General features: G+C 49.2%; 20 protein-coding genes and 2 pseudogenes. 11 read left to right on the top strand and 11 right to left on the bottom strand.

Annotation, left to right across the window (positions count from 1 at the left end):
* Positions 1-175: 175 nt before the first annotated feature.
* The 5 genes and pseudogenes from AB4876_RS18550 to AB4876_RS18530 form a co-directional block, all read right to left on the bottom strand.
* The gene (locus AB4876_RS18550) at positions 176-766 is read right to left on the bottom strand and encodes a nitroreductase family protein (protein ID WP_368383186.1); all 591 of its coding nucleotides are present in this window, start codon (positions 764-766) and stop codon (positions 176-178) included.
* A 92-nt stretch (positions 767-858) separates the two neighbouring features.
* A complete protein-coding gene (locus tag AB4876_RS18545; protein ID WP_368383185.1) occupies positions 859-2,109 on the bottom strand; it encodes a LeuA family protein in 1,251 nt (416 codons plus the stop codon).
* 36 nt (positions 2,110-2,145) lie between these two features.
* A complete protein-coding gene (locus tag AB4876_RS18540) occupies positions 2,146-2,730 on the bottom strand; it encodes a VOC family protein (RefSeq protein WP_368383184.1) in 585 nt (194 codons plus the stop codon).
* Positions 2,731-2,755: 25 nt separating this feature from the next.
* The gene (locus AB4876_RS18535) at positions 2,756-3,175 is read right to left on the bottom strand and encodes a nuclear transport factor 2 family protein (RefSeq protein WP_368383183.1); all 420 of its coding nucleotides are present in this window, start codon (positions 3,173-3,175) and stop codon (positions 2,756-2,758) included.
* A gap of 250 nt (positions 3,176-3,425) precedes the next feature.
* Positions 3,426-3,680 (bottom strand): annotated as a pseudogene (locus AB4876_RS18530) (SDR family oxidoreductase); the annotation flags it as partial.
* 364 nt (positions 3,681-4,044) lie between these two features.
* Here AB4876_RS18530 and aceE point away from each other — a divergent pair.
* From aceE to AB4876_RS18495, 7 genes are all read left to right on the top strand, one after another.
* The gene (gene aceE, locus AB4876_RS18525) at positions 4,045-6,717 is read left to right on the top strand and encodes a pyruvate dehydrogenase (acetyl-transferring), homodimeric type (RefSeq protein WP_368383182.1); all 2,673 of its coding nucleotides are present in this window, start codon (positions 4,045-4,047) and stop codon (positions 6,715-6,717) included.
* A gap of 27 nt (positions 6,718-6,744) precedes the next feature.
* Positions 6,745-8,073, top strand: a complete 1,329-nt coding sequence (locus AB4876_RS18520) for a dihydrolipoamide acetyltransferase family protein (protein WP_368383181.1) — start codon at positions 6,745-6,747, stop codon at positions 8,071-8,073.
* Positions 8,074-8,193: 120 nt separating this feature from the next.
* Complete coding sequence (locus AB4876_RS18515; protein WP_368383180.1) at positions 8,194-9,831, top strand: FAD-dependent monooxygenase; 1,638 nt, start codon at positions 8,194-8,196, stop codon at positions 9,829-9,831.
* A gap of 75 nt (positions 9,832-9,906) precedes the next feature.
* On the top strand, positions 9,907-10,542 hold the full coding sequence (locus AB4876_RS18510; protein ID WP_368383179.1) for a YybH family protein: 636 nt from the start codon (positions 9,907-9,909) through the stop codon (positions 10,540-10,542).
* Between the two features lie 205 nt (positions 10,543-10,747).
* Positions 10,748-11,953: an acyl-CoA dehydrogenase family protein gene (locus AB4876_RS18505; protein ID WP_368383178.1), complete on the top strand. Its 1,206-nt coding sequence runs from the start codon at positions 10,748-10,750 to the stop codon at positions 11,951-11,953.
* A gap of 27 nt (positions 11,954-11,980) precedes the next feature.
* Positions 11,981-13,189 carry a cytochrome P450 gene (locus AB4876_RS18500; RefSeq protein ID WP_368383177.1) on the top strand — a complete coding sequence of 403 codons (1,209 nt, stop codon included), beginning with the start codon at positions 11,981-11,983 and terminating at the stop codon, positions 13,187-13,189.
* A gap of 78 nt (positions 13,190-13,267) precedes the next feature.
* On the top strand, positions 13,268-13,579 hold the full coding sequence (locus AB4876_RS18495) for a 2Fe-2S iron-sulfur cluster-binding protein (RefSeq protein WP_368383176.1): 312 nt from the start codon (positions 13,268-13,270) through the stop codon (positions 13,577-13,579).
* 95 nt (positions 13,580-13,674) lie between these two features.
* On the opposite strand, the pseudogene AB4876_RS18490 reads toward AB4876_RS18495, so the two are convergent.
* The 5 genes and pseudogenes from AB4876_RS18490 to AB4876_RS18470 all read right to left on the bottom strand — a co-directional run bounded on the left by AB4876_RS18490 (position 13,675) and on the right by AB4876_RS18470 (position 18,518).
* Positions 13,675-14,756, bottom strand: a pseudogene (locus AB4876_RS18490) (IS4 family transposase).
* Positions 14,757-14,909: 153 nt separating this feature from the next.
* Entirely contained in the window at positions 14,910-15,749 is an 840-nt protein-coding gene (locus tag AB4876_RS18485) for a TonB-dependent receptor plug domain-containing protein (protein ID WP_368383175.1), read from the bottom strand.
* 800 nt (positions 15,750-16,549) lie between these two features.
* Positions 16,550-17,026, bottom strand: coding sequence for a hypothetical protein (locus tag AB4876_RS19105; protein WP_368383174.1), 477 nt, complete (start codon positions 17,024-17,026; stop codon positions 16,550-16,552).
* Positions 17,027-17,041: 15 nt separating this feature from the next.
* Positions 17,042-17,974, bottom strand: coding sequence for a DEAD/DEAH box helicase family protein (locus AB4876_RS18475; RefSeq protein ID WP_368383173.1), 933 nt, complete (start codon positions 17,972-17,974; stop codon positions 17,042-17,044).
* A gap of 4 nt (positions 17,975-17,978) precedes the next feature.
* The gene (locus tag AB4876_RS18470; protein ID WP_368383172.1) at positions 17,979-18,518 is read right to left on the bottom strand and encodes a VspR family transcription factor; all 540 of its coding nucleotides are present in this window, start codon (positions 18,516-18,518) and stop codon (positions 17,979-17,981) included.
* Positions 18,519-18,584: 66 nt separating this feature from the next.
* Here AB4876_RS18470 and AB4876_RS18465 point away from each other — a divergent pair, with 66 nt between their 5' ends.
* From AB4876_RS18465 to istB, 4 genes are all read left to right on the top strand, one after another.
* Entirely contained in the window at positions 18,585-18,842 is a 258-nt protein-coding gene (locus tag AB4876_RS18465; RefSeq protein ID WP_368383171.1) for a helix-turn-helix domain-containing protein, read from the top strand.
* Between the two features lie 289 nt (positions 18,843-19,131).
* On the top strand, positions 19,132-19,842 hold the full coding sequence (locus AB4876_RS18460) for a ThiF family adenylyltransferase (protein WP_368383170.1): 711 nt from the start codon (positions 19,132-19,134) through the stop codon (positions 19,840-19,842).
* A gap of 927 nt (positions 19,843-20,769) precedes the next feature.
* The gene (gene istA, locus AB4876_RS18455) at positions 20,770-22,296 is read left to right on the top strand and encodes an IS21 family transposase (RefSeq protein WP_438273425.1); all 1,527 of its coding nucleotides are present in this window, start codon (positions 20,770-20,772) and stop codon (positions 22,294-22,296) included.
* The gene (gene istB, locus AB4876_RS18450; RefSeq protein WP_368383168.1) at positions 22,286-23,065 is read left to right on the top strand and encodes an IS21-like element helper ATPase IstB; all 780 of its coding nucleotides are present in this window, start codon (positions 22,286-22,288) and stop codon (positions 23,063-23,065) included. Before istA ends, istB begins: the two co-directional genes overlap by 11 nt.
* Positions 23,066-23,113: 48 nt before the next feature.
* On the opposite strand, the gene AB4876_RS18445 is transcribed toward istB, so the two are convergent.
* Entirely contained in the window at positions 23,114-24,325 is a 1,212-nt protein-coding gene (locus AB4876_RS18445) for an IS5 family transposase (protein WP_368383167.1), read from the bottom strand.
* Positions 24,326-24,566 lie beyond the last annotated feature (241 nt).

Below are 24,566 nucleotides of genomic sequence, written 5' to 3'. Positions count from 1 at the left end.
ACGCGTTTTCTTGTGATATTTTTCGAATCCGCTGTCGTTGAATGCGTCTTGGCGCACTGATTTTACCCTTCGTACTGTTTGAGGCTATTATCGCAGATTATTTGAATTAATCAGAGTTGCCCTAGGGGATAAGTCGCCAGTAGCAGAAGGCTTACCCCCATAATACGAAATGGATTTAGATTATGCCATCACTACTACCGTAAGCGCGAATCGCCTTGAGGGGTTTTCTCTGGCGCGGCTTATGTTCACGCTCAAGTAAAGTGTCGGGAATATCCGCTTCAGCTTGGGGGTAGCCGACGGCAATAATCGCACTAAGCTTATAGTCTTCATTAAGCTTGAAATGGCCGCTGATTGCTTCGGGATTGAAGCCCGCCATCTGGTGACACATGATTTGGTGCTGGGTCGCTTCAAGGCAGATACTCAGCGAAGCGGCACCAGTGTCATACATTGCCCATGGATTATCGCTGCCATTATGGCTAAATTGGCGACGACTCAGCGCAACAATAAAGCAGGGTACGTTTTCACACCACTGCTGGTTTAACGGCAGGAGCCCGTTAAAAATCCCCTGCCAGGCATCCTTTTCAAAGGCCTTGCGGCAAATGATAAACCGCCATGGCTGCTCTCCATAGCAGGAGGGCGCCCAGCGGGCAGCTTCCATCATATGCTCTAGCGCAACGTCAGGAACTTCACGTGCAGGGTCAAATGTGACGCCACTGCGTCGCTCGCGAAACAAGGGCGCTATGGGATAATCGTTACAACTACTCATATCTACAACCAGGGTATAAGGACGAGCTGAAATACTATCACGCTACGCCTGTGATCGTTTGCACCATTGTTCAGAGGTTCATTAATCAATAATCAAAGTACCTTTTTACAAATCGCTTTGAACTGGGTTTCTGACAACAAGTGACGCTGAATGCGGCCCTCCGCTTTAACGCGTTCTACAATATCTGCGACTTGTTCTTTGCTGGCACTCATGTCTAATTTTTCTAGGAAATAGCTGATCGTTGCGCGGCCGCTGTTTTTGCCTAGCACGGGACGGCCGTCTTCCTGTCCGACCAAACTGGCGGCATAGGCTCCAGACACTTCGGGAACATTAAAACCGGTCGCTTGGAATTTACGCATTATATCGACGGCGATGCCCGATTCCATGTCAAACAATCCACGACCAACTATGGGCTTATTGCGGGGTATCGTTTGGTTGCTAAGATTCGCCAACAGGATGGATGTCTCCATTAGCTTCTCAGTATTTACCCCGGTTGAAACCCCCGCTAAAACCTCAAGCATCATCACGATCTCTTCGGTAGCGGCGTTACCAGTACGCTCACCTAGGCCGTTAATGGAGGTGTGGATGATTTCGGCGCCAGCGGCAACGGCTTCAAGTACGCCCGCATTCGCTAAGCCAAATTCATTGTGGTTGTGGTACTCGATAACCGTGTCGGGCAGCCACTCGCGAAATTGCTTAACGAGGTAGCCCGCGGCCCTTGGCATTGCGCAGCCTAGGGTGTCGACTAGAACGACGGAAGCGGGCGCGCAGTCGGTAAATATTTTAGAATAGACGTCGTGGAGATAGTCCATATCGTCAGCGCGGGTAAGGTCCCAGCCCATGAACGTGGTTTCTATGCCTTTGCTTTGGGCGTAGCGAATGACTTCAATGCAATTCTCGATTACCGTTTCTTTGGGAATCCCGTAGGCTTGCTCAATGAGATAGGGGTTCATGACGTGTTCGACAATGATCTTCTTGGCGCCGCACTCTTCGGCGAGATCGACGTCGAGTTTATCGGTGCGACAAAAGGTAACTATTTCGGCATCTAAATTTAGCGAAATAATTTTCTTTATGCCCTGGCGAACTTCCTCAGAAATGATCGGCATACCCACTTCGATACGCGCTACACCCAGATCACTCAGTGCCTCAGCAATGCGAATGCGATCGTTCAAGCTAAACGCAAGATTCGAGGTCTGCTCACCGTCGCGCAAGCTGACGTCGTGAATTTTAACCTTGCGGCCGTCAAGGCCAAGATTATTCTCGGGGATAAAATTAAGCGGTGAGGCCCAGTACTTGTCTTCTTTAAAGTGACGTTGCTTTTTTAGGCGTTCAATATCATACATGGCAATATCCTGTAGTCGGGCAAATAAGGTTTGTGGTTACAGCATTGGCAAGGCTTTTGGATCCGCTGCTGCGAGCGCGTCTTTCATCATCTGATCAAATTCCTCGCCGCGACGAAAACCCCCAAGCAAAGTCTCTGCGTCAAAGGGCGCGCCAATAGGATTTCTGAGATAAGCCGGTGAACTAAAGTAGGCTTTGCTGGTTTCAGGGGTGGGGAAATTGTCTTTTTGCAGTTCAATTTCATTGCCGTCAGGGTCGGTATAATACAAAGATGTTGTAAGGCCGTGGTTAATTGCCCACGTTGGCGTAATGCCCAATCCTTTCAAGCGGTCATAGGTATTTAGCAAATCTGACAGTGAGCCATAGGAGTAAGCAAGGTGGGCTACGCCAGCGCGGGGGCCGGACGCGGTTTCATGTTCCGGCATTCTAAACATGGCAAAGCGATGGTGTTCGTCATCGTAGGTCATGAAAGTCAGTATTTCGCTGCTAAATACCGGCGTGGCAAAAAAAACCTTGCTATACCATTCAATCATCTCTTCATAGTGTTTGGTTTGAAAAACCACATGGGCCATGAACGAGGGGATGATCTTGGTAGCTTGCTCAGTTGAGCTTGTTGTAGACATAAATCGACTCCAAAAAAGGTGAGAATTAGCTGTACATTAAAACCGGCATGCCGCGGCGATGCGCAATTTTCCAGCCATCGTCAGTTAAACTAAATTTGTCGGTAAATTCCCCAATACCTGCTGGCTTGCTGACCTGTGGCAGGCCTTCGCCTTCATGCTGGGTTTGATATAGCGTGAAAGGGGTGACAGCGGTCGCCGTAGTGGCGCTGATTTCGGTGAAATGTGCCACGCCACATAAGTGGCGCGTCACAACACTGGCGGGGCGATTCGCCCACAGTGCAGCGATCTCAGTATGGCCCTTAACGTGACCGTCGGGCCGCTCGAATTCGCCATTTTCTGTAAATAGCGCCACCGCCTCGCTAAACTCGCGGTGGTCGACAAAGTAGGCAAAAGCGTGGATTAGCTGATTGCATTGGCTACGGACTTCATCAAGATGCTGGCTCAAGGCTTGGCTCCTACTTAGGCTGCAACGCTGTGGTGATCTTGGTCAATTTAACTAAGGTCACGGAGACATTTATGCGCGCGGCAACAGATTTTATGATTATCAATTTGCCGTCAAGTATTGCTATCGTGTGATTCTGGGGCAATAAAAAAAGCTGATTGGAGCCATCCAATAAACTGATCCATCGCTGCAAAAATTTTGCGCTCAGGCAGTGGTACCGATCTCGAAAGTAGCCCGAAAGGCTAAATGGCCGTCATACCACCGTCAATGAGCATGCCGGCGCCGGTGATGAATCCTGATTCGTCGCTGGCGAGGTAAACCGCAGATCGGCAACTTCCTGGGGCTGCCTGAGCCGGCCAAGTAACGTGCGCTGTTTTACGCCCTCCACAATGTCGGCTGAAATATGTGCGACGAGTGGCGTTATTATCACCCCGGGGCATATCGCATTAACGCGAATGCCAGAACTGCCGTATTCTGCGGCAGCGGTTTTGGTGAGCATACGAACAGCGCCTTTTGATGCTCAGTACGCGCTCATGCCGGGGAAGGCGGCCAAGCCCGCCGCAGAGGCAATATTGATAATTGAACCACCACGGGATTTTGCATTATCGCAATGGCGTGGCGCATGCCTAGGAATACGCCGCGGCAATTGATGGCCATAATGCGATCGAACTCATCCTAAAAAATCTGATTAGAGCTATTTGCGAAGCTCGTTAGCATAGCCTCAAAATTCCAATTCTTATGTTTCTGCTGTACTGGTTTTAATGTTCCATTCAAGTTTTTCAATAGGCGTTATCAAAAGCTTTAGGCAGACATCTTGCTGTGGCTGTTCATAATGGCGAGTGATAATCAGAGCCATAATATTGGAAGCTCCCATGAACGATGCCGTGAACATCCCCGAATTACTGCAAGACGATAAGCAGGATTGGTGCGAATCAATCGACTACATTCTTAACGCCTTTGGTGAAGATGGCGTGAGAGAAATACTCCGTGGCGTACAGGATCATGTGCTTAGTCGGGGGGTGATTTTGGGTGAGGCCACCTTGAATACTCCCTACGTAAATACTATTCCAACTGCTCGTCAGGCACTTTTCCCAGGTGACGTTGAGATTGAAAAACGCATTGAAAATATCATTCGTTGGAATGCCATGTGTATGGTGCTCAAGGCGCAGGACGCTGGCACGGGGGTGGGCGGCCACATAGCAACTTATACGTCTGCGGCGACAATGTTGGAAGTGGGCTTTAATCATTTTTTCCGTGCGCGCAGCGAAAATTATGGCGGTGACACAGTGCTGGTGCAGCCTCATGCTGCGCCGGGTGTTTACGCTAGAGCATTTTTAGAAGGTCGTCTAAGCGAACAAATATTAAATAATTTTCGTCGTGAATTGAGTGATGGTGGTGGCTTGCCTTCCTACCCTCATCCACGCTCGCTGCCAGATTTTTGGCAAATGCCGAACGCGTCTATGGGCTTGTCTACACCGTCGGCAATCTATCAGGCGAGATTCGCTAAGTACTTGGAAAACCGTGGTTTAAAGACCGATAACGGCGAGAAGATTTGGTGTTTTATAGGCGATGGTGAAGCGGATGAGCCTGAAGTGCTCGGTACCGTTAATATTGCGGCAAGGGAAAATCTCGACAATCTTATCCTTGTTGTGAATTGCAATCTGCAGCGTCTTGATGGGCCAGTGCGCGGCAATGGCAAAGTTATTCAAGAATTGGAACGGAGTTTCCGTGGCGCCGATTGGAACGTTATTAAAGTTATTTGGGGCAGTGGTTGGGACGGTTTGCTGGCTGGCGACCAAGAGGGCCACTTGCGTCGGCGTATGGAAGAGTGTGTGGATGGTGATTATCAATATTTTTCGATTCTTCCCGGCGACGTTCAGCGCGAGCATTGGGTTGAAAATAATCCCGCCCTCAGAGCGATGATGAATTCCCTGACTGACGACGAAGTAAAGACCATTAAACGCGGCGGTCAGGATCCCAAGAAAATATACGCGGCGTTTGATCAGGCCAGTAAATCTCGGGGCAAACCCACGGTTATTCTGGTTAAAACGGTGAAAGGCGATGGCATGGGTGTCGCGGCACAGGGCCGAAATACCGCCCATCAGAAAAAGAATTTAGACAGTGAAGAGCGCTTGCTGTGCGCGCGGAACTACGGTATCCCGCTTTCAGATGAACAGGCCAAGCGCGCCGATTTCTATCTGCCGCCGCAAGATAGCCCAGAAATGAAATATTTGCAGGCGCGGCGGGAGGCCTTGCAGGGCTATTTGCCGTCACGGCTTGTGGATTGTCCTCGCTTAGAGGCGCCGAGCCTCGACGACTTGGCGGAATTCTTAAAAGGTACTGGTAACCGCGAAGTCTCTACCACGATGGTGACTGTGCGTATTATGTCGCGGCTGCTGAAGCACAAATCCCTAGGTAAATACATTGTGCCGATTGTGCCGGATGAAGCGCGCACTTTCGGAATGGACGGTTTGTTTGCGCAGGCGGGGATTTACTCTCCCCACGGCCAAAATTACACCCCAGTGGATCGTGAGAGTCTCACTTACTATCGCGAGTCTAAGGACGGCCAAATTCTGCAAGAGGGTATTTGCGAAGCCGGCGCGATCGCATCTTTTATGGCTGCAGGCAGCGCTTATGCGGTGCACGGTCTGCCAATGATCCCCTTCTATATTTTCTATTCCATGTTCGGTTTTCAGCGGGTCGGCGACATGATCTGGGCTTGCGGCGACATGATGTGCAAGGGCTTTCTGCTGGGAGGCACCGCAGGCCGGACAACACTCAATGGCGAAGGTTTGCAACATCAAGACGGCCACTCACATATTTTGGCGTCAACCGTACCCAATATGAAAAGCTACGACCCGGCCTTTGGTTTCGAACTGGCGTTCATAATTCGCGATGGTATTCGTCGCATGTACAGCTTGAACGAAAATATTTTCTATTACCTCACTGTGTATAACGAAAACCACGCCATGCCAGCGATGCCCGAAACAGACAATCTTGAGCAGGGCATTATACAGGGTGGCTATTGCTTTAAGCGCTCTACGTCGAACGGTGAACAAATCCACTTGCTAAGCAGCGGCTCAATTATGCAGCAAGCTCTCGCTGCGGCTGAAAAATTAGAGTCACTGGGCTTTGCGGCGAGTATCTGGAGTATCACGAGCTTTACGGAGTTGAGTCGCGAGGCTGAAGCATGTGAGCGCTGGAATCGGCTGCATCCAGAGGCTGAGGCAAAGGAGTCGCACGTGCAGCGACTATTCGGAAAGGAGAGTGGCGTATTTGTCGCGGCAACGGATTACATGAAGGCATTGCCGAATCTAATTGCCAAGTGGATGCCTGCGCCATATGTGGTACTGGGTACTGACGGGTACGGCTTGAGTGAGGCTAGGCCTGAGTTGCGTCGTTATTTTGAGGTGTCTAGCGAATATATTGTGCACGCCAGTCTCACGAGCTTGTATAAACGCGGAGAAATCTCCCTCCCGAGATTAAACGAGCTAACGGTTGAACTGAATATTGAGGCTGATAAGGCCGACCCCGCTCAGCGCTAACAATAACACTGCAGAAGAGCATACAAAGTGAATAAGTCTTTAATCATTCCCGCGCTCGGCGATGATGCGCGTACCGGCGGTGAAATTATAAGCCTGCCTGCCATTGGCGATCGTTTAGCCTGTGGCGATATTTATATTGAAATTGAAACCGATAAAGTCGTTGTTGAGGTTCCCTGTGAATTCGACGGTGTTGTCACCGAATTAAAGTGCAAGCTTGGCGACAAAGTCTGCGGTGGGGATATTGCCGCGATGCTCGAAGTCGCGGCTGACGCTGATGCGGTTAATGGCGATATTGCGGCGTGTATCTCTCAGACGGAGCCTGAGCGTGCTGCTGCGTCTCTAGTCTCCGTTGCGTCGAGCCAAGAAAACAGGGGCGAACTCCTGCAAGTTGCCCCGGTGCAGCCCGTATATGAAGCGCCCGCAACCGAGGCGCAGAATGCCAGCTTATTGTCGGCAATAGCGCCTGCGGGCCCGGCTGCCCGCCATTTGGCAAGGACACTTGGTGTTGATTTGAGTGTTGTAATGGGTACCGGTGCTCGGGGCCGTATCAGCAAGGAGGACGTGAAACATCACGCCAAAATAATTATACAGGCTGCAGAAAAGCCCGCCGGGGGGCGCGGTATCCCTCGGCGCGAGCTACCAGACATCGCGCAATTCGGTGCCGTGCATAGGGCTGAGATGAGCGGCATAGCCCGCGCAACCAGCGACAATATGCAGTTTGTCTGGTCGACGGTGCCCCACGCCTGGGTGGAAGAAGAGATCGATGTAAGCGACTTGGAATCCTTGCGCAAAGCAGTGAAGCGCGACAGCCGGGAACCCATGCCGCTAACAATGACGGCAATTCTGTGTAAATTAGTGGCGCTTGCGCTGCACGATTTTCCGAAGTTCAACAGTGTGTTCGATGAGCAAAGCCAACAATTAATTGTTCGCGAGTACGTCAATGTCGGTATCGCTGTCGACACTCCTCGGGGATTATTAGTGCCGGGCATTCGCGACGCAGATAAAAAATCAGCGATCAGTATCGCGAATGAAATTAAGGTGCTTGCGGACAAAGGCCAAGTGTCGAAGTTAAGTGCTGAAGACCTTAAGGGCAATGGTTTTACCATTTCAAATTTGGGTGGAATTGGTGCTACTCGTTTATGTCCCTTAGTGAATTGGCCTGAAGTTGCGATTATCGGCGTTGGATCGGCACGGGATCGCCTGATGTTGGTGAACGATAAACCCGAAAATCGCAAGATTATGGCGCTAACCTTGGGCTTTGATCATAGGGTGATTAATGGCGCTGAGGCCGCGCGCTTTCTTGCTTTTCTAAAGGAAATGATCGAGCAACCGGGCCTGCTATTGATCAAAACCTAAAGTTTTCCTATAGCTGCCATTGATAGTCCTTAATTGTTGTTGGCGCTGTTATTTGGAACAATCATTGGGTGGTGCTCCTAAGTGTGCTACCCAAAATAAATAAAAAGGAGGAGTGCTTAAATGAATCAAACGCTTTCCACGACGCCAGTATTAATTGCTGGCGGTGGCCCCGTTGGTATGACGCTTGCATTGGAACTCGCCTTCCACGGTGTAGCGTCTATCTTAGTGGAGCGTCGTCCGAGTACAACGAAGCACCCCAAAATGGATTTAACGAATGGCCGCAGCATGGAGTTGTTTCGGCGTCTCGGAATTGTAGAGCAAGCACGCGCTGCCGGTGTTGCGGAAGATCAAAAATTAGATATCACCTACGCCACCAGTGCTACCGGTTATCGACTGCACACATTTGACTATGGCAGTCCGGCTCAACAAAGAGAAATTGGCCGTCGACGTAATGACGGGCGAATGACCTTAGAGCCGCCAATGCGTGTATCGCAAGTGATGTTAGAGCCCGTGCTAAAAAAGGCAATTGATGAGAGCCCCTTGGTCGATGTTCGCTTTGGGTGGGTATTTGAAGATTTTACACAGGATCATGACGGTGTCACTAGCACCATCCGTTGTGAAAGCAGCGGCGAAAATCAACAAGTACGCAGTCGCTTTCTAGCGGGTTGCGATGGTGGCTCAAGTAAAGTTCGGAAGGTGGCAGACATTGAGGTAGAAGGCGAATGGGGCGTTGTGCCCGTTTACCTCGTGCATTTTGAGTCTACTGATCACACGGTTTTGGCAAAGTTTGGCGCTGCTTATCACCTGCAGACTGGTTTCGGTACACTCATTGCGCAAAATGGCCGAAATATTTGGACCCTGCACGTAGTGCTACCGCCCGGTACGGATATTGATGCTATAAAGCCCGAAGATTTGCTAAGACAGTTTGCTGGCCGTGATTTTGAATTCGAGATATTGGTCGCTAATCATTGGACACCTCATATGGTTGTCGCTGAAAAATATCGTGACGGCAACGTTTTTTTAGCAGGCGATGCGGCGCATCAGTTCGTGCCAACCGGCGGATACGGTATGAATACCGGCATCGCTGATGCGGTCGACTTAGGATGGAAATTATCAGCCGTCGTCAATGAATGGGGTGGCGAAAAATTATTGGCAAGTGTTACTGAGCGCCATGTGATCGCATTGCAGAACCGTGTTGCGGCAATGAGTAATATGACAGAGCGATTTACCATTGAGGCCTATATACAAGAAATTCGGGCCACGATTGATCTCGATTCCAGTAGTGCTAGCGCACAGCGTTTAGATATCAGTAATAAAATTCAAGAAATCGGCAACGCAGAAAATGAAAGCTGGGGAATTGAGCACGGCTATCAGTATGCGGACTCAGAAATTATTGAATATCCTTCCAATCTGAGTGAGCAGCCGGCCTTTGACCGCTTGCACGTTAATCCCTCTTTTTGGCCCGGTTCGCGGCTACCGCTATTCTATTTAGAGTCAGATGGACGCGCACTGTTTGATTTACTCGGTCGTGATTTTACGTTAATCGCTTTGGGTGACGCAGATACTACAGAAATTGAAACTGCAGCTGCCAAATGCGACATTCCTATGGCAGTGGTTCGCATTAATAAAGATAAAAATCTTGAGGCGCTTGGCAAAAGATTAGTACTAGTGCGTCCTGATCAGCATATCGCGTGGAGCGGGAACAAATGGCCAGAAGATAGTAAGAAACTCTTGCTTAAGGTTTGTGGTAAAGGGTAGCGCTCCCGCCTAAGTGTGTGCGATGAGTAGTATTAAAATTAAAGAATAACAGTTTATTAAAATAAAGAGGTCTAAATGAAAATAGTTAATAAAGTATTCGTCGCGATGTTAGTTATGTTGCCCATTAGTGCTTCTGCAGGAGATTTGATGTCAGAGCGGAAGTGGGCGGAACCCAAAGCCTTATTCGGCAGTGACAAAAAACTCGTAGCTGAAATCGTTGCCATGGAAAAAGCAGTTGAGAAAAATTACAACGAAGAATTCATAAAAGACCCTGACAACCCATTGCAATATTATGCGGACAGCGAAGACATAATATTTACCGATATTCTTTCGCCTGGCGAATATTTTGGTGATGACGTTCGCAAGTGGTTTAATTTTATTGGACCGAAATTTGTTGGTGACCTTTGGTTGAGAAATATGCAGGTTTACGCCAAGGGCACAACTGGATTCATTTACATGAATCAAATTTACAAGATTCCGGGGCCAAATGGTGAATCTGTATTTTGGGTGATGCGTCAGACTGACGTTGTCGAAAAAATAAAAGGTAAATGGAAAATACTTCACACTCACTTGTCGTTTGCGGCCGATCCTAAGCAGCTTGATCCAAGCACCTGGGTGCTGGATTACGATCTTGATCAGCGTGAAAAGCCTTGGGTGACGGGCTACGGCGATTGCGATCCGGCTTGTCTGCTCAAGGGTGCAGGGCAATAAGTTAGCGGGAGAGTGGGCGGATAGGAATATCTGCCCCTGATAAGTGACTAAATTATCGGATAGCTCATATTCACATTCTGGGATTACTACTGGTAACTAAAGTTTGTAGTCTGTGAGCTGAGCTGAGCTGAGCTGAACTGAACTGAGTAGTAAATTTCGCCAATTAATCAGATGTTTGGCAAAATTAATAATAGGAGTTATAACAATGGTAGCTGCCACTGCGCTTGCGGGCGTTGATCAACCACTTTCATTCGATGCGGATGCCGAAATCAAGGCGATAGCCGCGGTTAAGGCGATGTATCCGCTGCTAAAAAAAAGCACTCAAATCCACCATCAAATCGGCGAGATGACACCGGAAGTGGTCGCTGCGATTATCGATGCAAAACTGCATGAGCTATCCGTTCCCAAGCGCTGGGGCGGTGGTAATCTCTCGTCTGCCGCACTCGCACGGGTGTCAGCAGAAATCGCACGCGGCTGCCCCTCTACCGCATGGAGTGTGTCGATAACCAATTCGGTAAGCTGGATGGCATCCCAGATGAAGGATTCGCTGCAGCAAGCCGTGTTTAAGAATGGTATTCCGATGATGACCAGCCCTCAAAACGGCGCTGGCACCGTGGTGGAAACCGACGGCGGCTATTTGCTAACGGGTCGTTGGGCCTATGGTTCTAATTGTCATCACGCCGAGTACGCCTTGCTTCAGGGTATCCTCGGTGGTGAGCAGCCACTTATGTGCTTGGTTAGTATCAATGATGTAAAGCGCCTGAACACCTGGGATGTGGTGGGCATGCGGGGCTCTGGGTCAGATACCTTGGTTGCTGAAAATGTGTTTGTGCCCTATGGTCATACCACCAAAATGGCCGGTGTTTCCAGTGGTGAGCCCTTTTCCTACCCCAAAGAATCTTGTGATTACTGGGTTGCCTTCCCCTTACTCCGAGCCAAGGCGCTGGGGGTATTAGTGGGTACTGTAGAGGGGCAGTTGGATGCCATTATAAGTTCCAGCAATAAGCCCGTCTTGTACAGTAATTACGCGCAAAAACAGGATGCGGCCTCATATCGGGCGGCATTGGGCGAAGCGGCAAGTAAAATCCGCGCGGCGCGCTCGATAATGGACAGCACCAACAGTACTGTCGACCAAGCTGCGTTAGAGGTGCGGGTATTTACGAATGAAGAAAGCCACCATATCCGCGCAGAAGTTGCACTGGCGATTAAATTGTTAAGTGAAGCCTCGAATACGTTGATGGATCTTGCGGGCTCCTCAGGTTTTAGCGAATCGAATCCTGCGCAGCGCTATTGGCTGGATTTCAACGTCGGCTCACGCCACGTTATCTTTAATTCATATATTAGTTTTGAAGCCTATGGTGACTTTGTCTTGGGCCGTGAGTTGAACGTGATGAACGCACTGTTTGTTTAGAACTAAATTTACCGGATAAATATGACAATGACTGCTAAACACAAAATTCCTGACCACGTCGCATCCTCGGTAGTGAGAGACGTTGATATCTATAATATTCCGGGCGGCGATACCGACCCGTTTCTGGCGTGGCAAGCAATCAAGAACAGTTCGCCGGAAATGTTTTACACACCTCATTACGGTGGCTATTGGGTGGTGAACAGCGCGGAGTTGTATCATCGGGTGCTAACTGATACTGAGCACTTCACCTCTCGTAAAGCGGTTTTAGTGCCGGATATGCCAGAGGGTACCCCAGACTTTCCGCCTTTGATGGTCGACGCGCCAGAACATCGGGCCTTTCGCCACCCTTATAATTTGGCCTTATCGCCTAAAAAGGTTCAGGTATTTGGTGAACAGGCGCGGTCTGTAATTATTGGATGTATCGACGCGATCATCGACAAGGGTGAATGCGAATTTATGGCGGATGTCGCGCTGCAAGTTCCCATAGCGGTGGTAATGTCATTACTGGGTCTGCCGTTTGAAGACAGAGAGCGTCTGATTCCTCTGGTGGATGCAGTTACCCATGGTGATAATCCCGAGGCACGCGGGGGAGCCGCAATGGCAATATTTGCTTATTGTGATGAGTGGGTGACGAAACGCGAGCAGGAGCCGGGTGATGATTTAATCAGTCGTTTCATCAAGATTAAGGTCGGCGATCGCCCCGCCACTCATATGGAGGCAACTGCCTCTGTCACTATTTTGTTATTGGGCGGATTGGATTCCGTTTCGCATACCATGGCCTTCTTCATGAAGTTCCTAGCAGAGAATTCGGATCACAGGCAGCAACTGATCGATGATCCGGCTTTGATTCCCTATGCTGTCGACGAATTATTGCGCCGCTATTCTATCGTTTCTACTGCGCGAATGGCGTTAAAAAATATTGAGATTGGCGGTATCACCATGCGCGCCGGCGACAAAGTGATTGTGGAAATGTGCATGAACTCAATGGACGAAGAAGCTTGGCCAGATGCCATGGCGGTGAAATTTGATCGTTGCCCGAAAAATATTCCAAGCTTTGGAGAAGGGCCACATAAGTGCGTTGGGATGAATTTGGCGCGCAATGAGCTTCGCGCTTTGCTGGAAGAGTGGTTGAAGCGGATACCGAACTTCACTATAACACCGGGTAAATCAGTTGCGACCATGACTGGGCAGAATATTGGTATCCACGAGCTGCCGCTGTCTTGGAATGCTGCTTAATGGCAGCCTGATGCATAAATACCTTCGATAAAAAATGGCTTATACGTAAGCCGATATATGTTTGGCTAGGAACAGATAATGACAAAAATAGTGTTTGAAGATGCAGATGGAAATCGACAGGCTGCAGAAGTAGATGCGGGAACCAGTGTTATGCAAGCGGCAATGGATTCTTCGGTCGCAGGAATTCTTGCCGATTGCGGCGGCGGCTGTAGTTGTGCTACTTGTCACTGCTTCGTTACACGAGGGGTGTTTCCCGATCCCGACGAAATTGAATCGCAAATGTTGGAGTGCGTGCTCGAACCAGAAGTGAGCAGCCGCTTAAGTTGCCAGCTGATTGTGCGCGAAGATATGGATGGCCTAGTGATAAAACTGCCACGCAACCAGATTTAAGGTTATGAGAATTAGCATAGTAATATACCATCAGTCACTGCTGTCCTGTTAACTTTTATATGAGCTTCAACTGATTAATATCAGGTAGCCTGTCATTAGAAGGCTCCCCCCCTTAAGTGAGCCATCAGGTCACGTTTATCAAAAAGATTAAACTGCAGTAGCCGTAATATCTGCTGCATACTTTTTGTAAGCCCTGACTGAAATGCGAGAAATGCAATGATCAGGTAGACGCACATGGCTATCCATATTTGTGTCATTACCGCATTCTTGCTCGTGCCAACAAACGATTTGATTTTCAGGCTTTGTTTTATCCATTTAAAGAACAACTCGACATGCCACCGAGCTTTGTAGATATCGGCAATCGTCTTGGCGGCTAGCTTGAAATTGTTCGTTAAAAACACATAGTGTTTGCCCGTCTCCGCGTATCTATCGCCTACCCGACGCAATTGAACCGGACACTTTTTAGAGACCTAGGGGCCGCTGAATTCTATCGTTTGATCACACGTTAAGCCTTTGTTTTTCAGCACGGAGCGACGATCAATAACACGGTACTTTTCATTGATCTTAAGCCGGGAAACAAAGAAAATATTATTGTATGTCAAATGCTTATAGCAGGCATAATCATTGTAGGCTTTATCAATGGCAACCATGCTCCCTTTGGGGAAGTTGAGCATGCGACCCACGGTCACATCGTGTTTCTTTCCGTCCGTAATGGTCACAAACTCCGGTAAATAACCGGCATGATTCAAGCCGACGTGCAACTTAACCGCGCCCTTAGTGGTGCGAAAATCAGCCCAGGGAAACGCAGACAAGCACAAGTCGATAGTCGAGGAATCCAGCGAATACAATGGGTGGTTAAACTTGAAATTATGATCAGGCGCCACACCTTGGCAGCGCGTTAACAGCTTTCCAAACAACGCTGCGTACAAGGCATAGGGTTGTCTTCATTGATGCGCGACAGGTTAGATCGCGACAGTTTGGTACTGCCCAAGTGGTAGAGGTGATGCACTTGCGCCGACATATTATCAACGATGTCACGCAAGCTATTTCTCCCAGACAATTGAGCCATCGTCAGTGACACGAACTGCGACCAACGGGAGGCTGTACGAAAGGCGCCGCCTGAATGGTGTTGTTTGGCAAAGGTCTCAAATTCATGTCTCGGAACAAGTTTTAGTATTTATGAAAGAATGGTATTGCAATGTGCCATGGCCTGGTTCCCTCTATTAATACAGTGTTTTCTAAGCAATCTCATTGTATCAATTGTAGTGGAATCAGGTTTTTTATTTCTCCTTAACGGGACAACAGTGACCATCAGTATACTTATGTGGCGTTAATACAGATAAAATCGTGTATTAGTAGAAATTTTCCATATTTTGCGTTTTAATCTGAGAATGTCGCTTCGAAAGCCTATTTTAGCCATATCAGCGCTATCTCTAGCCTGATCTCGGTTGCCGAGGGAGCTGCGCAATGCTGGGTCTGCATTTTCAGCTAAAGCCTGGTTATTCCGGTCATAGCCCATGGCATAGGCGCGAAAATGACCCGTTGTACCGAGCTTGCCACCAGCGCGCATGCCTACGAAGCGGCGTTCGGTACCACCGCCCACCTCAACGTAGCCACCTTGAGTCTCAGCCGCGGGCTTGGTGATGATATTTATCACGCCATTGACGGCATTCGCCCCCCACAGCGCGCCGCCTGGGCCACGCACAACTTCAATGCGATCTATATCTTCCAATAGGGTGTTTTGCGCATCCCAGAACACACCAGAAAATAACGGTGTGTAGAGACTGCGTCCGTCCATCAGAACTTCGAGCTTGTCTGACACCGTAGAGTTGAAACCTCGTGCACTTACGGCCCAGGTATGGGCGTCTACCTGACTGACCTGCACGCCAGAAACTAGTCTTAGCGCATCTGGAATGTTGCGAGCGCCAGACTGTCTGATGTCTTCAGCAGTTAATACGTAAACGGCAGCGGCAGCTTCACTGAGGGGTTCGGCTTTTTTGGATACGGTGGTGACGCTGATATCCATTAAGGCGTCGAGGCTAAGGCCGACCAGGTCATCGGGTAATGTAGCGGCTGCGGCGACTTGACTGTTTATAGCCGTTATGGCCACCGTCACGGCGACGGTCCTCAGTAATATGCTACTTAGTAGTGGCGACGTTTGCTTTGGCATACTGAACTCCCCAGATAGCTTGTATGGCCTAGATTTCTCAGTAGGCGATTCAATGCCACGTTTTCGATGGGGTGGTGCTAGCACTCCGGATAACCTTGAATGTAAGTAAAAAACAACGATGCGGGAGGGTTTCTGTAGCTCGGACGGCATGCCCGCAAAAGGTACTTCAAGCCCCGACCTATTTCTGACATCGAGCGAACAAAGCAGACATAATCGCTTTTTTCATAACCGGCTTCCTTTATCGAGGCTATAAACTATAAACGCTGATGGTCAATACCGTCCTTGATCTAGGTCAATGTTGTCGACGCAAAATAGTAAATTTTCTTAAACGCCTAATTTTTGTTGATGCAGATCAATGTTGGTTGTCGGCATTTTCGTTATTTTTGGCCCACTATTTGAAGGAATGTTATGGCTGAACTGAGTGACACTGAAACAAGGAAACGGCTGGGAGTGACCGTTGGCGTGATACCATTATCACGGGTCGATCTTTGAATGTGTCTCGTACCCACCGTACTCCGCGGGTTTTTAGATGGGTGTCACCTGCCAAGACCACGATATCTGCGCTGTGCTCGCGAATAGTTAGCAGACTAAACTTTAGAGGTTAATCGCTCAGAACCCGAATTTTCATACTTCCTCAATACGTCATTTGACATTATTCCTCGTTAATAGAGCATACATCGGCATATCCGGAACGCTTTTATGAGCTAAGATTGCAAATCACCGATAAGGATTCAATCCTGATACTTAAGCTTCTTCTCTTTAAGTTTGCGTTCCGTAGCTTTTTATTTGTGTCCACTTTCTTAACGATTAAAAGCAATATCTTGTATCGCAATATTTATTATTTCCTGCCTAAATCGTCCAAATAGGCCAATTGACGTATCGTAAGTTTCAGCAAGTGTTGGTGTAGTTAATACTGAAAGATCAACCCCATTATCATCTGAAAATAGCTCGGTCGAAAAATTGACGTTTACAATTGGCTTAGGGTCGTTCGCAATCTCAGGTAGCGTCGGCACTTGCGTTGAGTTATCGCTTGTGGTGATATTTCCGGTCATTTGTTCAATTGTAACGGTGTTCGCGTGGGGTATATGTTCAACAATTCGTTCGGCGTATTCGACTAGATTTGGTTCGGCGGGCATGAACAGAAAGCCTTCGTCATTTTCAATACCCGTAGAGCGCAATATACGGCCTAAAATTTGCCTGAAATACAACTCTGTTTTAACCCGAGTAAGGTGACAGCACACTTTTAATCGCGGTATGTCGGTACCTTCGCTAATCATGCCGACTGAGACTACTCACTTATCATTAGCCTCTCGAAAATCTCGAATGGTTTCTTGTGCATCCTCGTGTAAATAGGTTACCACACGGGCGGAGTCACCAATTTCACGCTTAATAATTTCTGCTATTTTAATAGCGTGATCAACAGTAGCCGCCACAACTAAAGCACCGGCGTTGGATTGTTTTCTCCTCACCTGCTTAAGCTTTTTTGCAGTTACTTTTACCATGTAAGCAATCAAATCATCGCTGTCCAGCAGCTGCTGATACGTGCATTTTGATTGTTTTAGCAGTTCCGAAAATGAACTATAGCGCTCGCTCTCGTCACCAGATAGTATTGTAATGTCTTCATTGTCTACGGCAATGATCTTAGGTGTCCTGCATACGCCATCCTGAATTGCTCGCTCTAATCCGTAGCTGTAACCACACTGTATAATGCCATTTACGCAATAACTTGATAGCGCGATGGGTATTTTGTCGGAGCGCCACGGTGTCCCAGTTAACGCGAGCGTATAATCCGCTATGCCTTGTATATGTTGAATGATTTTTTGACCCCAGACATTGGTGTTACCTAGGTTATCGCCAGCGCAGTGATGTATTTCATCAAAAATAGCCAATGTTTTGAATTGGGACAGGAGTAGCCAAAACGCTGAGTTTTGGTTAGCCATCGACTGGTAGATCAGGGATTTCCCTTTCGATCCAAGCAATCCATCTAATCTACAATCTAACCTGGATTCAAGTGACACTTGGAATGATGCAGCGATATTCACGGAGGGTGAAAAAACAAAAACAAAATCGATTTTTCCTGCGGCCATTAATTCTTTCGCGATTTGCGACGCCATGAATGTCTTGCCGGCGCCAGGGGTTGCTAGGCAAAGAAAGTGTGGATGATCTGTTTCATATTGCGTTAACGCAGCTGTGACCGCTTCTTGTTGCCATTGTCTGAGCTGCATAGCATTACCCTGCATGGTGCGTGAGCATGTTTTCAAGTGCTTTTATCTTGCCTAGCAACGTGGCGCCGCGCTCACGAGCCTCGTTATACAAGTCTTGTGCGCTTTCACGCAGATCAGGATAGTCATTGCAAAGCGCACTGTATTCTTCAGATTCACCAAGGGCGCAAAGCATATCGGATCTGTACTGGCTGAGCTTCTCCCTTAGTATGAATTCATGTGGGTGTAAAGCCGAGCTTGGATGCCGTATGACTTCCGCCATTTTAAATTTTTCTGTGTTCGCAGGGTGGTCTACAACGGTGCTTATAAATATTGATGTTAACTCATAACGTGGCCACCTATTGTTATCAGGCAGTTTTATCATCTGGCCATGCTCTATTAAACGAAGCATTTTGCGATAAACATATTGCCTCGCGGACTTTTTAGCGGTGTGCTGGCTTTCTGGGTGTTTGAGGTATTTTTGAGTCAGCTGCGCAACAGTGAACGGCGTGTCAGACATGTTTTGTAAAACATGACGAAGTGCAGGCTTAATATGTATATCTTTCATGAAGCAGTATGTCGTCATTGTGTCTCGAATTTCGCGACATTCTACATTGTCTCTATCATCGAGACAATGAAACCATCTCCCTATACAGTTCACTACGAAAACCTGCGCATCTGGTTGAGGCAGCAGCGAGAGGAGAGTGGGCTATCGTTACGTGCGGCTTCGGAGTTGATGGGGCGCCATCATTCTGTTCTGGGGAAGATGGAGCAAGATCGCAGAAAGATTGAGCTGTCAGAGTTTATTGAATACTGTGCGGTTATTGGTGCCGATCCTCATGAAGGTATGGACATCATGATCAACTCTTTGAAGACATCAAAACTGGTGTAATTGGGGGCTCACATGTTGCTAACAGGTAAATTTAGGCCACTTTTGTTGTTTTGACTTAAAAGGGATCGTCAGCTTCAATATATTCAGTGCAGTCTTAACTTCTTTCCAGTCCACATACTCAACCAATGCCTTTGTGGTCATAACCGACAACGAAGCTCGAACAACTAACAAACTAAAGTCGATCGGTTGCCAATTCACCGATCAAACGGTTCTGACCTACCGAGTCAAGACTAGCGCGCAACCTCGCCCGCTGACTGGCCATTGGCCTCCTGAAACGGTTGGCGATATTTTGGCGTGGCAAAGCACACTTGACCCTCGGTGCCGGCGCAAGATTCATGAGCGCATCAAGGAAGGAGAAAGAAAGAAGGTCAACGGTGTTTTGATCATTATCGAATCTCCATTGATAACGTACGGCTTTGCCATTCTCTATGATCGCCAATGGCCAGTCCAAAAGGGCAAACTCGAAGGTCGCAGAGATTTGACCTTAGGGCTAAAGGCGATGCCTGTCTCGGTAATCAGAATCGATGATCGATATCTTGCCCAGCGAAATATACCAAAGTTAAAGACGCTTGCCGGTAAAAGCCTAGCCATCGTGGGATGTGGCACGATAGTTGGATACCTGTCGTGCATGCTGGTCAAGGCTGGGGCGGGGACATGCGGTGGGAAACTCACGCTGGGCGATTTCGATTACCTTCTTCCCCAGAACATTGGGCGTCATCGCCTGGGGTTTCCGGACTTGCTGTCGAACAAGGCAGAGGCCATGGCAAAGGAGCTTAAGCGGTCCGCTCCAACCGAGATTCGTGCGCTCCCCGTAGATGTCAGGCAGGCCCAGCTCGGAAAGCTGGACTTACTCATAGAAGCGACCGGGGAAGAGTCACTCGGGCATTGGCTGTGCAGCCACTATCCGATTCCAGCTCTTATGCTCTCAGTCTGGATCGAGGGGCCAGGAACTGCGGTCCGTGCGCTCCTGAGAAAGAACGCGTCCGGGGCCTGCTTCTGATGTCTTTTGCATAGCAACAGAAGAGGTGTGCTCCGCTCGAGCGTTGAATCTATCCCTTCCATCGTGGCAGGGCATGGCTGCGAGGGCTTATACGTGCCATTTCCAGCCTCAGTGTCTGTCCATGCTGCCAGCTTGGGCGCTGAGATGGTCCTTGACTGGGTCAACGGCGTCTATTCCCCCGCGTTGAGAACCAGGCTGATCGACTGCTCTCAGCAACTAGTCACACCCGATTGCGATCCGCTACGGGATCAGGAATGTCCGGTATGCGGTTCATGAGCTCCTGGGCCAATGACGATAGGAAGACACTACTGCATTTTTCGAATTCGACTCTTGAAATATTTAATCGGCATGTTCAACGACGGGAGGTTGACTGCGAAGCGGGTGGGCTTCTGCTAGGATCGATTCATGGAGCACATATGTTCATTGAGCAAGCAACAATTCCTACGGAGTGGGACAAACGATCCCTCTACCTGTTCGAGCGGATGCCGTTTGGCCACGAAGCCATTGCCTTGTGTTCGGCGACAATTAGGATGACCGGCGTATTGCCTCATATCAAAATCAAACTACTTAGTCGCCCGTTAAAAAGCCCATCAAAGTGACATCACCCCATGATACTCATTGAGAATATCATGGGGTGCGCACTGTGGTTCAGCACAGTGATTTCATTTCGCGCCCAGCCCGCACTATTGCGTAGCCTTGAGCAGATAAACGTCAATAAATTCAGGGCCAAAAAAAGCTTTCTGAACCACTTCAACAGCAAACGGAAGTTGTGACCCGCGGCGCTGAGCAATACATTCTGTTTGTCGCCGAGTATTCCCTGCAGATGTTGATTTGCATCCAATACTGACCCATTAAGCCCCCATATTTGCATCGAATTTTGACCCACGTGTAACACTTGCCCGCAGGATGACTGCGGGGGTTTGAGGAGTGATAGACGTGGCATTATTAAGTGTGATTAGACGCTGGCATTTCCGCGAGGGCATGCCAATCAGGGAGATTGCCAGACGCACAGGCCTATCCCGTAACACTGTTCGTAAATACCTCGCTGGCCAAGTGGTTGAGCCAGCCTACCCAGCGCGTAAAAGCCCAAGCAATCTTGATGATTACGGGGAAACGCTAACCAATTGGCTGTTCCGAGAATCCCGCCGGCACCGGAAACAGCGCCGCACGGTAAAGCAGCTTTATCGCGATCTGGTTTCCATTGGCTATACCGGCTCGTACGATCGGGTCGCGGCCTTCGCCCGCCAATGGCGGCGAACCCAAGACGAGTCTAAGCGGCTCTCTGCGAGGAATGTCTATGTGCCACTGCAGTTTGCTCCAGGCGAGGCCTTCCAGTTTGATTGGAGTGAAGACTGGGTCAGGGTTAATGGCGTCAGCACCAAGCTGCAGGTAGCGCATTTTAAGCTTTGTTACAGTCGCGCCTTCTTCATGCGGGCTTATCTCACTCAATCCCACGAGATGCTATTCGATGCACACTACCATGCCTTCCGGACGTTTGGTGGCATTCCTCTGCGCGGCATATACGACAACATGAAGACCGCCGTCGATAAGATTGGCCGAGGCAAAGAGCGCCAAATTAACAAGCGATTCTACGCCATGGTGAGTCACTACCTTTTTGAACCAGAATTCTGCAATCCAGCCTCGGGCTGGGAGAAAGGCCAAATTGAGAAAGCCGTACTCGATGCCCGCCATGGCCTTTGGTATGACGTGCCGAACTTTGCGTCACTGCAAGAGCTGAATCACTGGCTGGAGCAGCGCTGTCAGACCTTGTGGCAGGAAACGGCGCATCCAGGGATCAAAGTGCGGTCACTTGCCGAGTGTTTAGACGATGAACTGGGTGAGATGATGCCGGTGCCAGTCGCCTTCGACGGCTTTGTCGAGCATAGCAAGCGAGTCTCCTCGACCTGCCTTATCACCTTCGAACACAATCGCTACAGCGTTCCTGCCAGCTTCGCCAATCGGACGATTAGCCTGCGGGTTTATCCGGCACGCTTGGTCATTGTGGCGGAGGCACATGTCGTTGCAGAGCACGTCCGCGTCTTTAATCGGGAGAAAAGCACGCCAGGACGAACCATCTACGATTGGCGCCACTATCTCAGTGTTGTACAGCGCAAGCCCGGTGCGCTGCGCAATGGCGCGCCATTTGCCTCGCTGCCGGACAGCTTCCGCGTACTGCAAACCAAGCTCCTAAAGCACCCTGGTGGCGATAGAGAGATGGCTGACATATTGGCGCTCGTGCTACTCCACGACGAGGCGCTTGTCGAACAGGCCATCAATAAAGCCCTAGAGCTTGGGGAACCGTCCAAAGAACATGTGTTGAATTGTCTTAGCCGGCTTGAGCAGCCGCAGCGCCCTCGCGATCTGATACCACCACCGGCACTAAAGCTCGTCAATGAACCGCTGGCCAATACGGCCAGATACGACAATCTCCGGAGAACACGTCATGAACACTGAGGCAATGATCTCAACACTGAAATCCCTGAAGCTGCACGGCATGGCTGATGCCGTATCTACATTGGCGACGCAGTCTTCTCCTGCGTACCAGAATGCATTGCCAATACTCGATATGTTACTCAAGGCTGAGTCCTCCGAGCGCGATGTGCGTTCGATCAATTACCAAATGAAGATTGCCAGATTCCCAGCTTATCGAGACCTGACTCATTTCGACTTCGTACAAAGTATGGTGGATGAAGCGCTGGTTAAATCATTACACCGCGGCCAGTTCATGGCGGATGCACAAAACGTTGTCTTAGTCGGCGGCCCTGGCACCGGCAAAACGCACTTGGCTACTGCGATTGGCGTGCAAGCCATCCAGCATCACCGCCAACGAGTACGCTTCCTATCCACGATTGAACTGGTTAATGCACTGGAGCATGAGAAGCATCTAGGTCAGCAGGGGCGTCTTGCCAACAGACTCATACACACCGACCTCGTCATCTTGGATGAGTTGGGCTACTTACCCTTTAGCCAAGCGGGTGGTGCCTTATTGTTCCACTTGATTAGCAAGCTATACGAGCGCACTAGCATCATCATTACCACCAACCTTAGCTTCGCTGAGTGGTCAGCGGTATTTGGCGATGAAAAAATGACGACAGCATTGCTGGATCGATTAACGCATCACTGCCATATCTTGGAGACCGGCAATGACAGCTACAGACTGAAACACTCAACAACACAGCAAGAGGAAATTAAGACCGGCGAAAAACAAAAAACTACGCCATAATTGGCATCAAAGGGTGGGTCAATTTTAGATGCAAATCCTGGGTCAGTTTTAAGTGCAAATCAACACCTGCAGATAATTACGCCCCAAGTGACCATCACTCTTAAGATGGCCAATCACGGGTTCTACAATGGTACGTCGCCTAAGCTCTTTCTTGATTGTGCCGTGCACCCCACGCTTTTGCCCAGAACGAAATACCTTATGCTTATGCGGGTAATCGTGACCACGATAGCCCCGATCCACATAGGCCCGCTCGACACTGACGCCCGTCCAGTCCTCTGTGTTGGTCAGCACGTCATTCAGGGTATGGCCATCGTATGGCCGACCATGCAAGGCACTTGCGTGTAAGATGAAGTGCCCCGCTGGCGCAGGATTCACGTGTGTCGTAATCGAGGTCTTGCAGCCAAATTCGTAGGGTTTGTCAGCTTTGCCTTTGCCAATACATTCCACTTCGGGCGCATGCCAACTGTAGAGCTTGACCTTGCTATTGCGCTCTTGGCGCAAGGCAATGTTGGCTTTACGCAGTGCATCAGCAAACAACGGCGCGAGTTCTTCTTGATCCCGTAAGCGCCGCTGAATATCGCGAATGATTCGGCCAAGACGTATTTGAATGAACTTCTCTGCACGGCGGGCACGCTTGAGTTGTTTGGCGTGACGGTAACGTCCCGACATCATCAAGGCCTGCTTGGTGACGCGAACATAGCTCTGACGCAGGGGAACGTCATGTTCTTTGGCCAGCTGACCCAACGCAATAATGGCCCGATAGCGCAGCTTTACATCAGTGGGGAAGGTAACCGCCTTTGGCTGAACCGTGGTATCCACCACCACGCGTTTGAGATGGCGAGTGTGAATAGCTTTGCTTTGATGGGCGACTCTCAGACTTTCTTTGATCAAGCTTGCACAGAAGTCCTCGCCTACCCGGTGGCGCCAGTGGGTCATGGACGAGCGTTGAATGGGGAAAATGTGCTGAAAATACGTTTCGCCACACAAATACTGGAAATAGGGATTCTCGACCCAGCGGTCACAGACCGCTTCATCCGATAAGGCATACATCTGTTTGAGTAATTGCAGGCCGACCATTAATCGGTTCGGGATGGCTGGTCGGCCTGCGTTGGCATAGAAAGGGTCGAGCTGGCTGTCCAGATAATGCCAATCAATGCGCTGAGTAAGCACCACCAATTCATGGCGCATATTGATCATTTGATCGAGGCGGGAGCGGAACAGGTCATCGGTAGGGGCTATTTCTTGTGTCTTTGGCTTCATAAGTTCGACGCTCAAATTGCAAGGTATCTGTGCTAATTATGCAGAAATCTTGCAATTTTGAACACCAAAAAACAATGAAATAGACTGCTATTTTAGTGTGAATCTAGTTTTTAACGGGCGACTACTTAGGATTAGTACACCTCACGCCATTAAGCTTACTTTCTCGTTCTAAGGACAGACCTTATTCTGCAGCCCTACGCGGCGATCATGCCAGTGATTGATTCTCTTCACCGACCTTTTT

Source organism: Zhongshania guokunii (assembly GCF_040892635.1).
GTDB classification, from domain to species: Bacteria; Pseudomonadota; Gammaproteobacteria; order Pseudomonadales; family Spongiibacteraceae; genus Spongiibacter; species Spongiibacter guokunii.
Note: the sequence above shows the minus strand (reverse complement) of the source record. Positions and strands in the feature narration are given on the sequence as shown.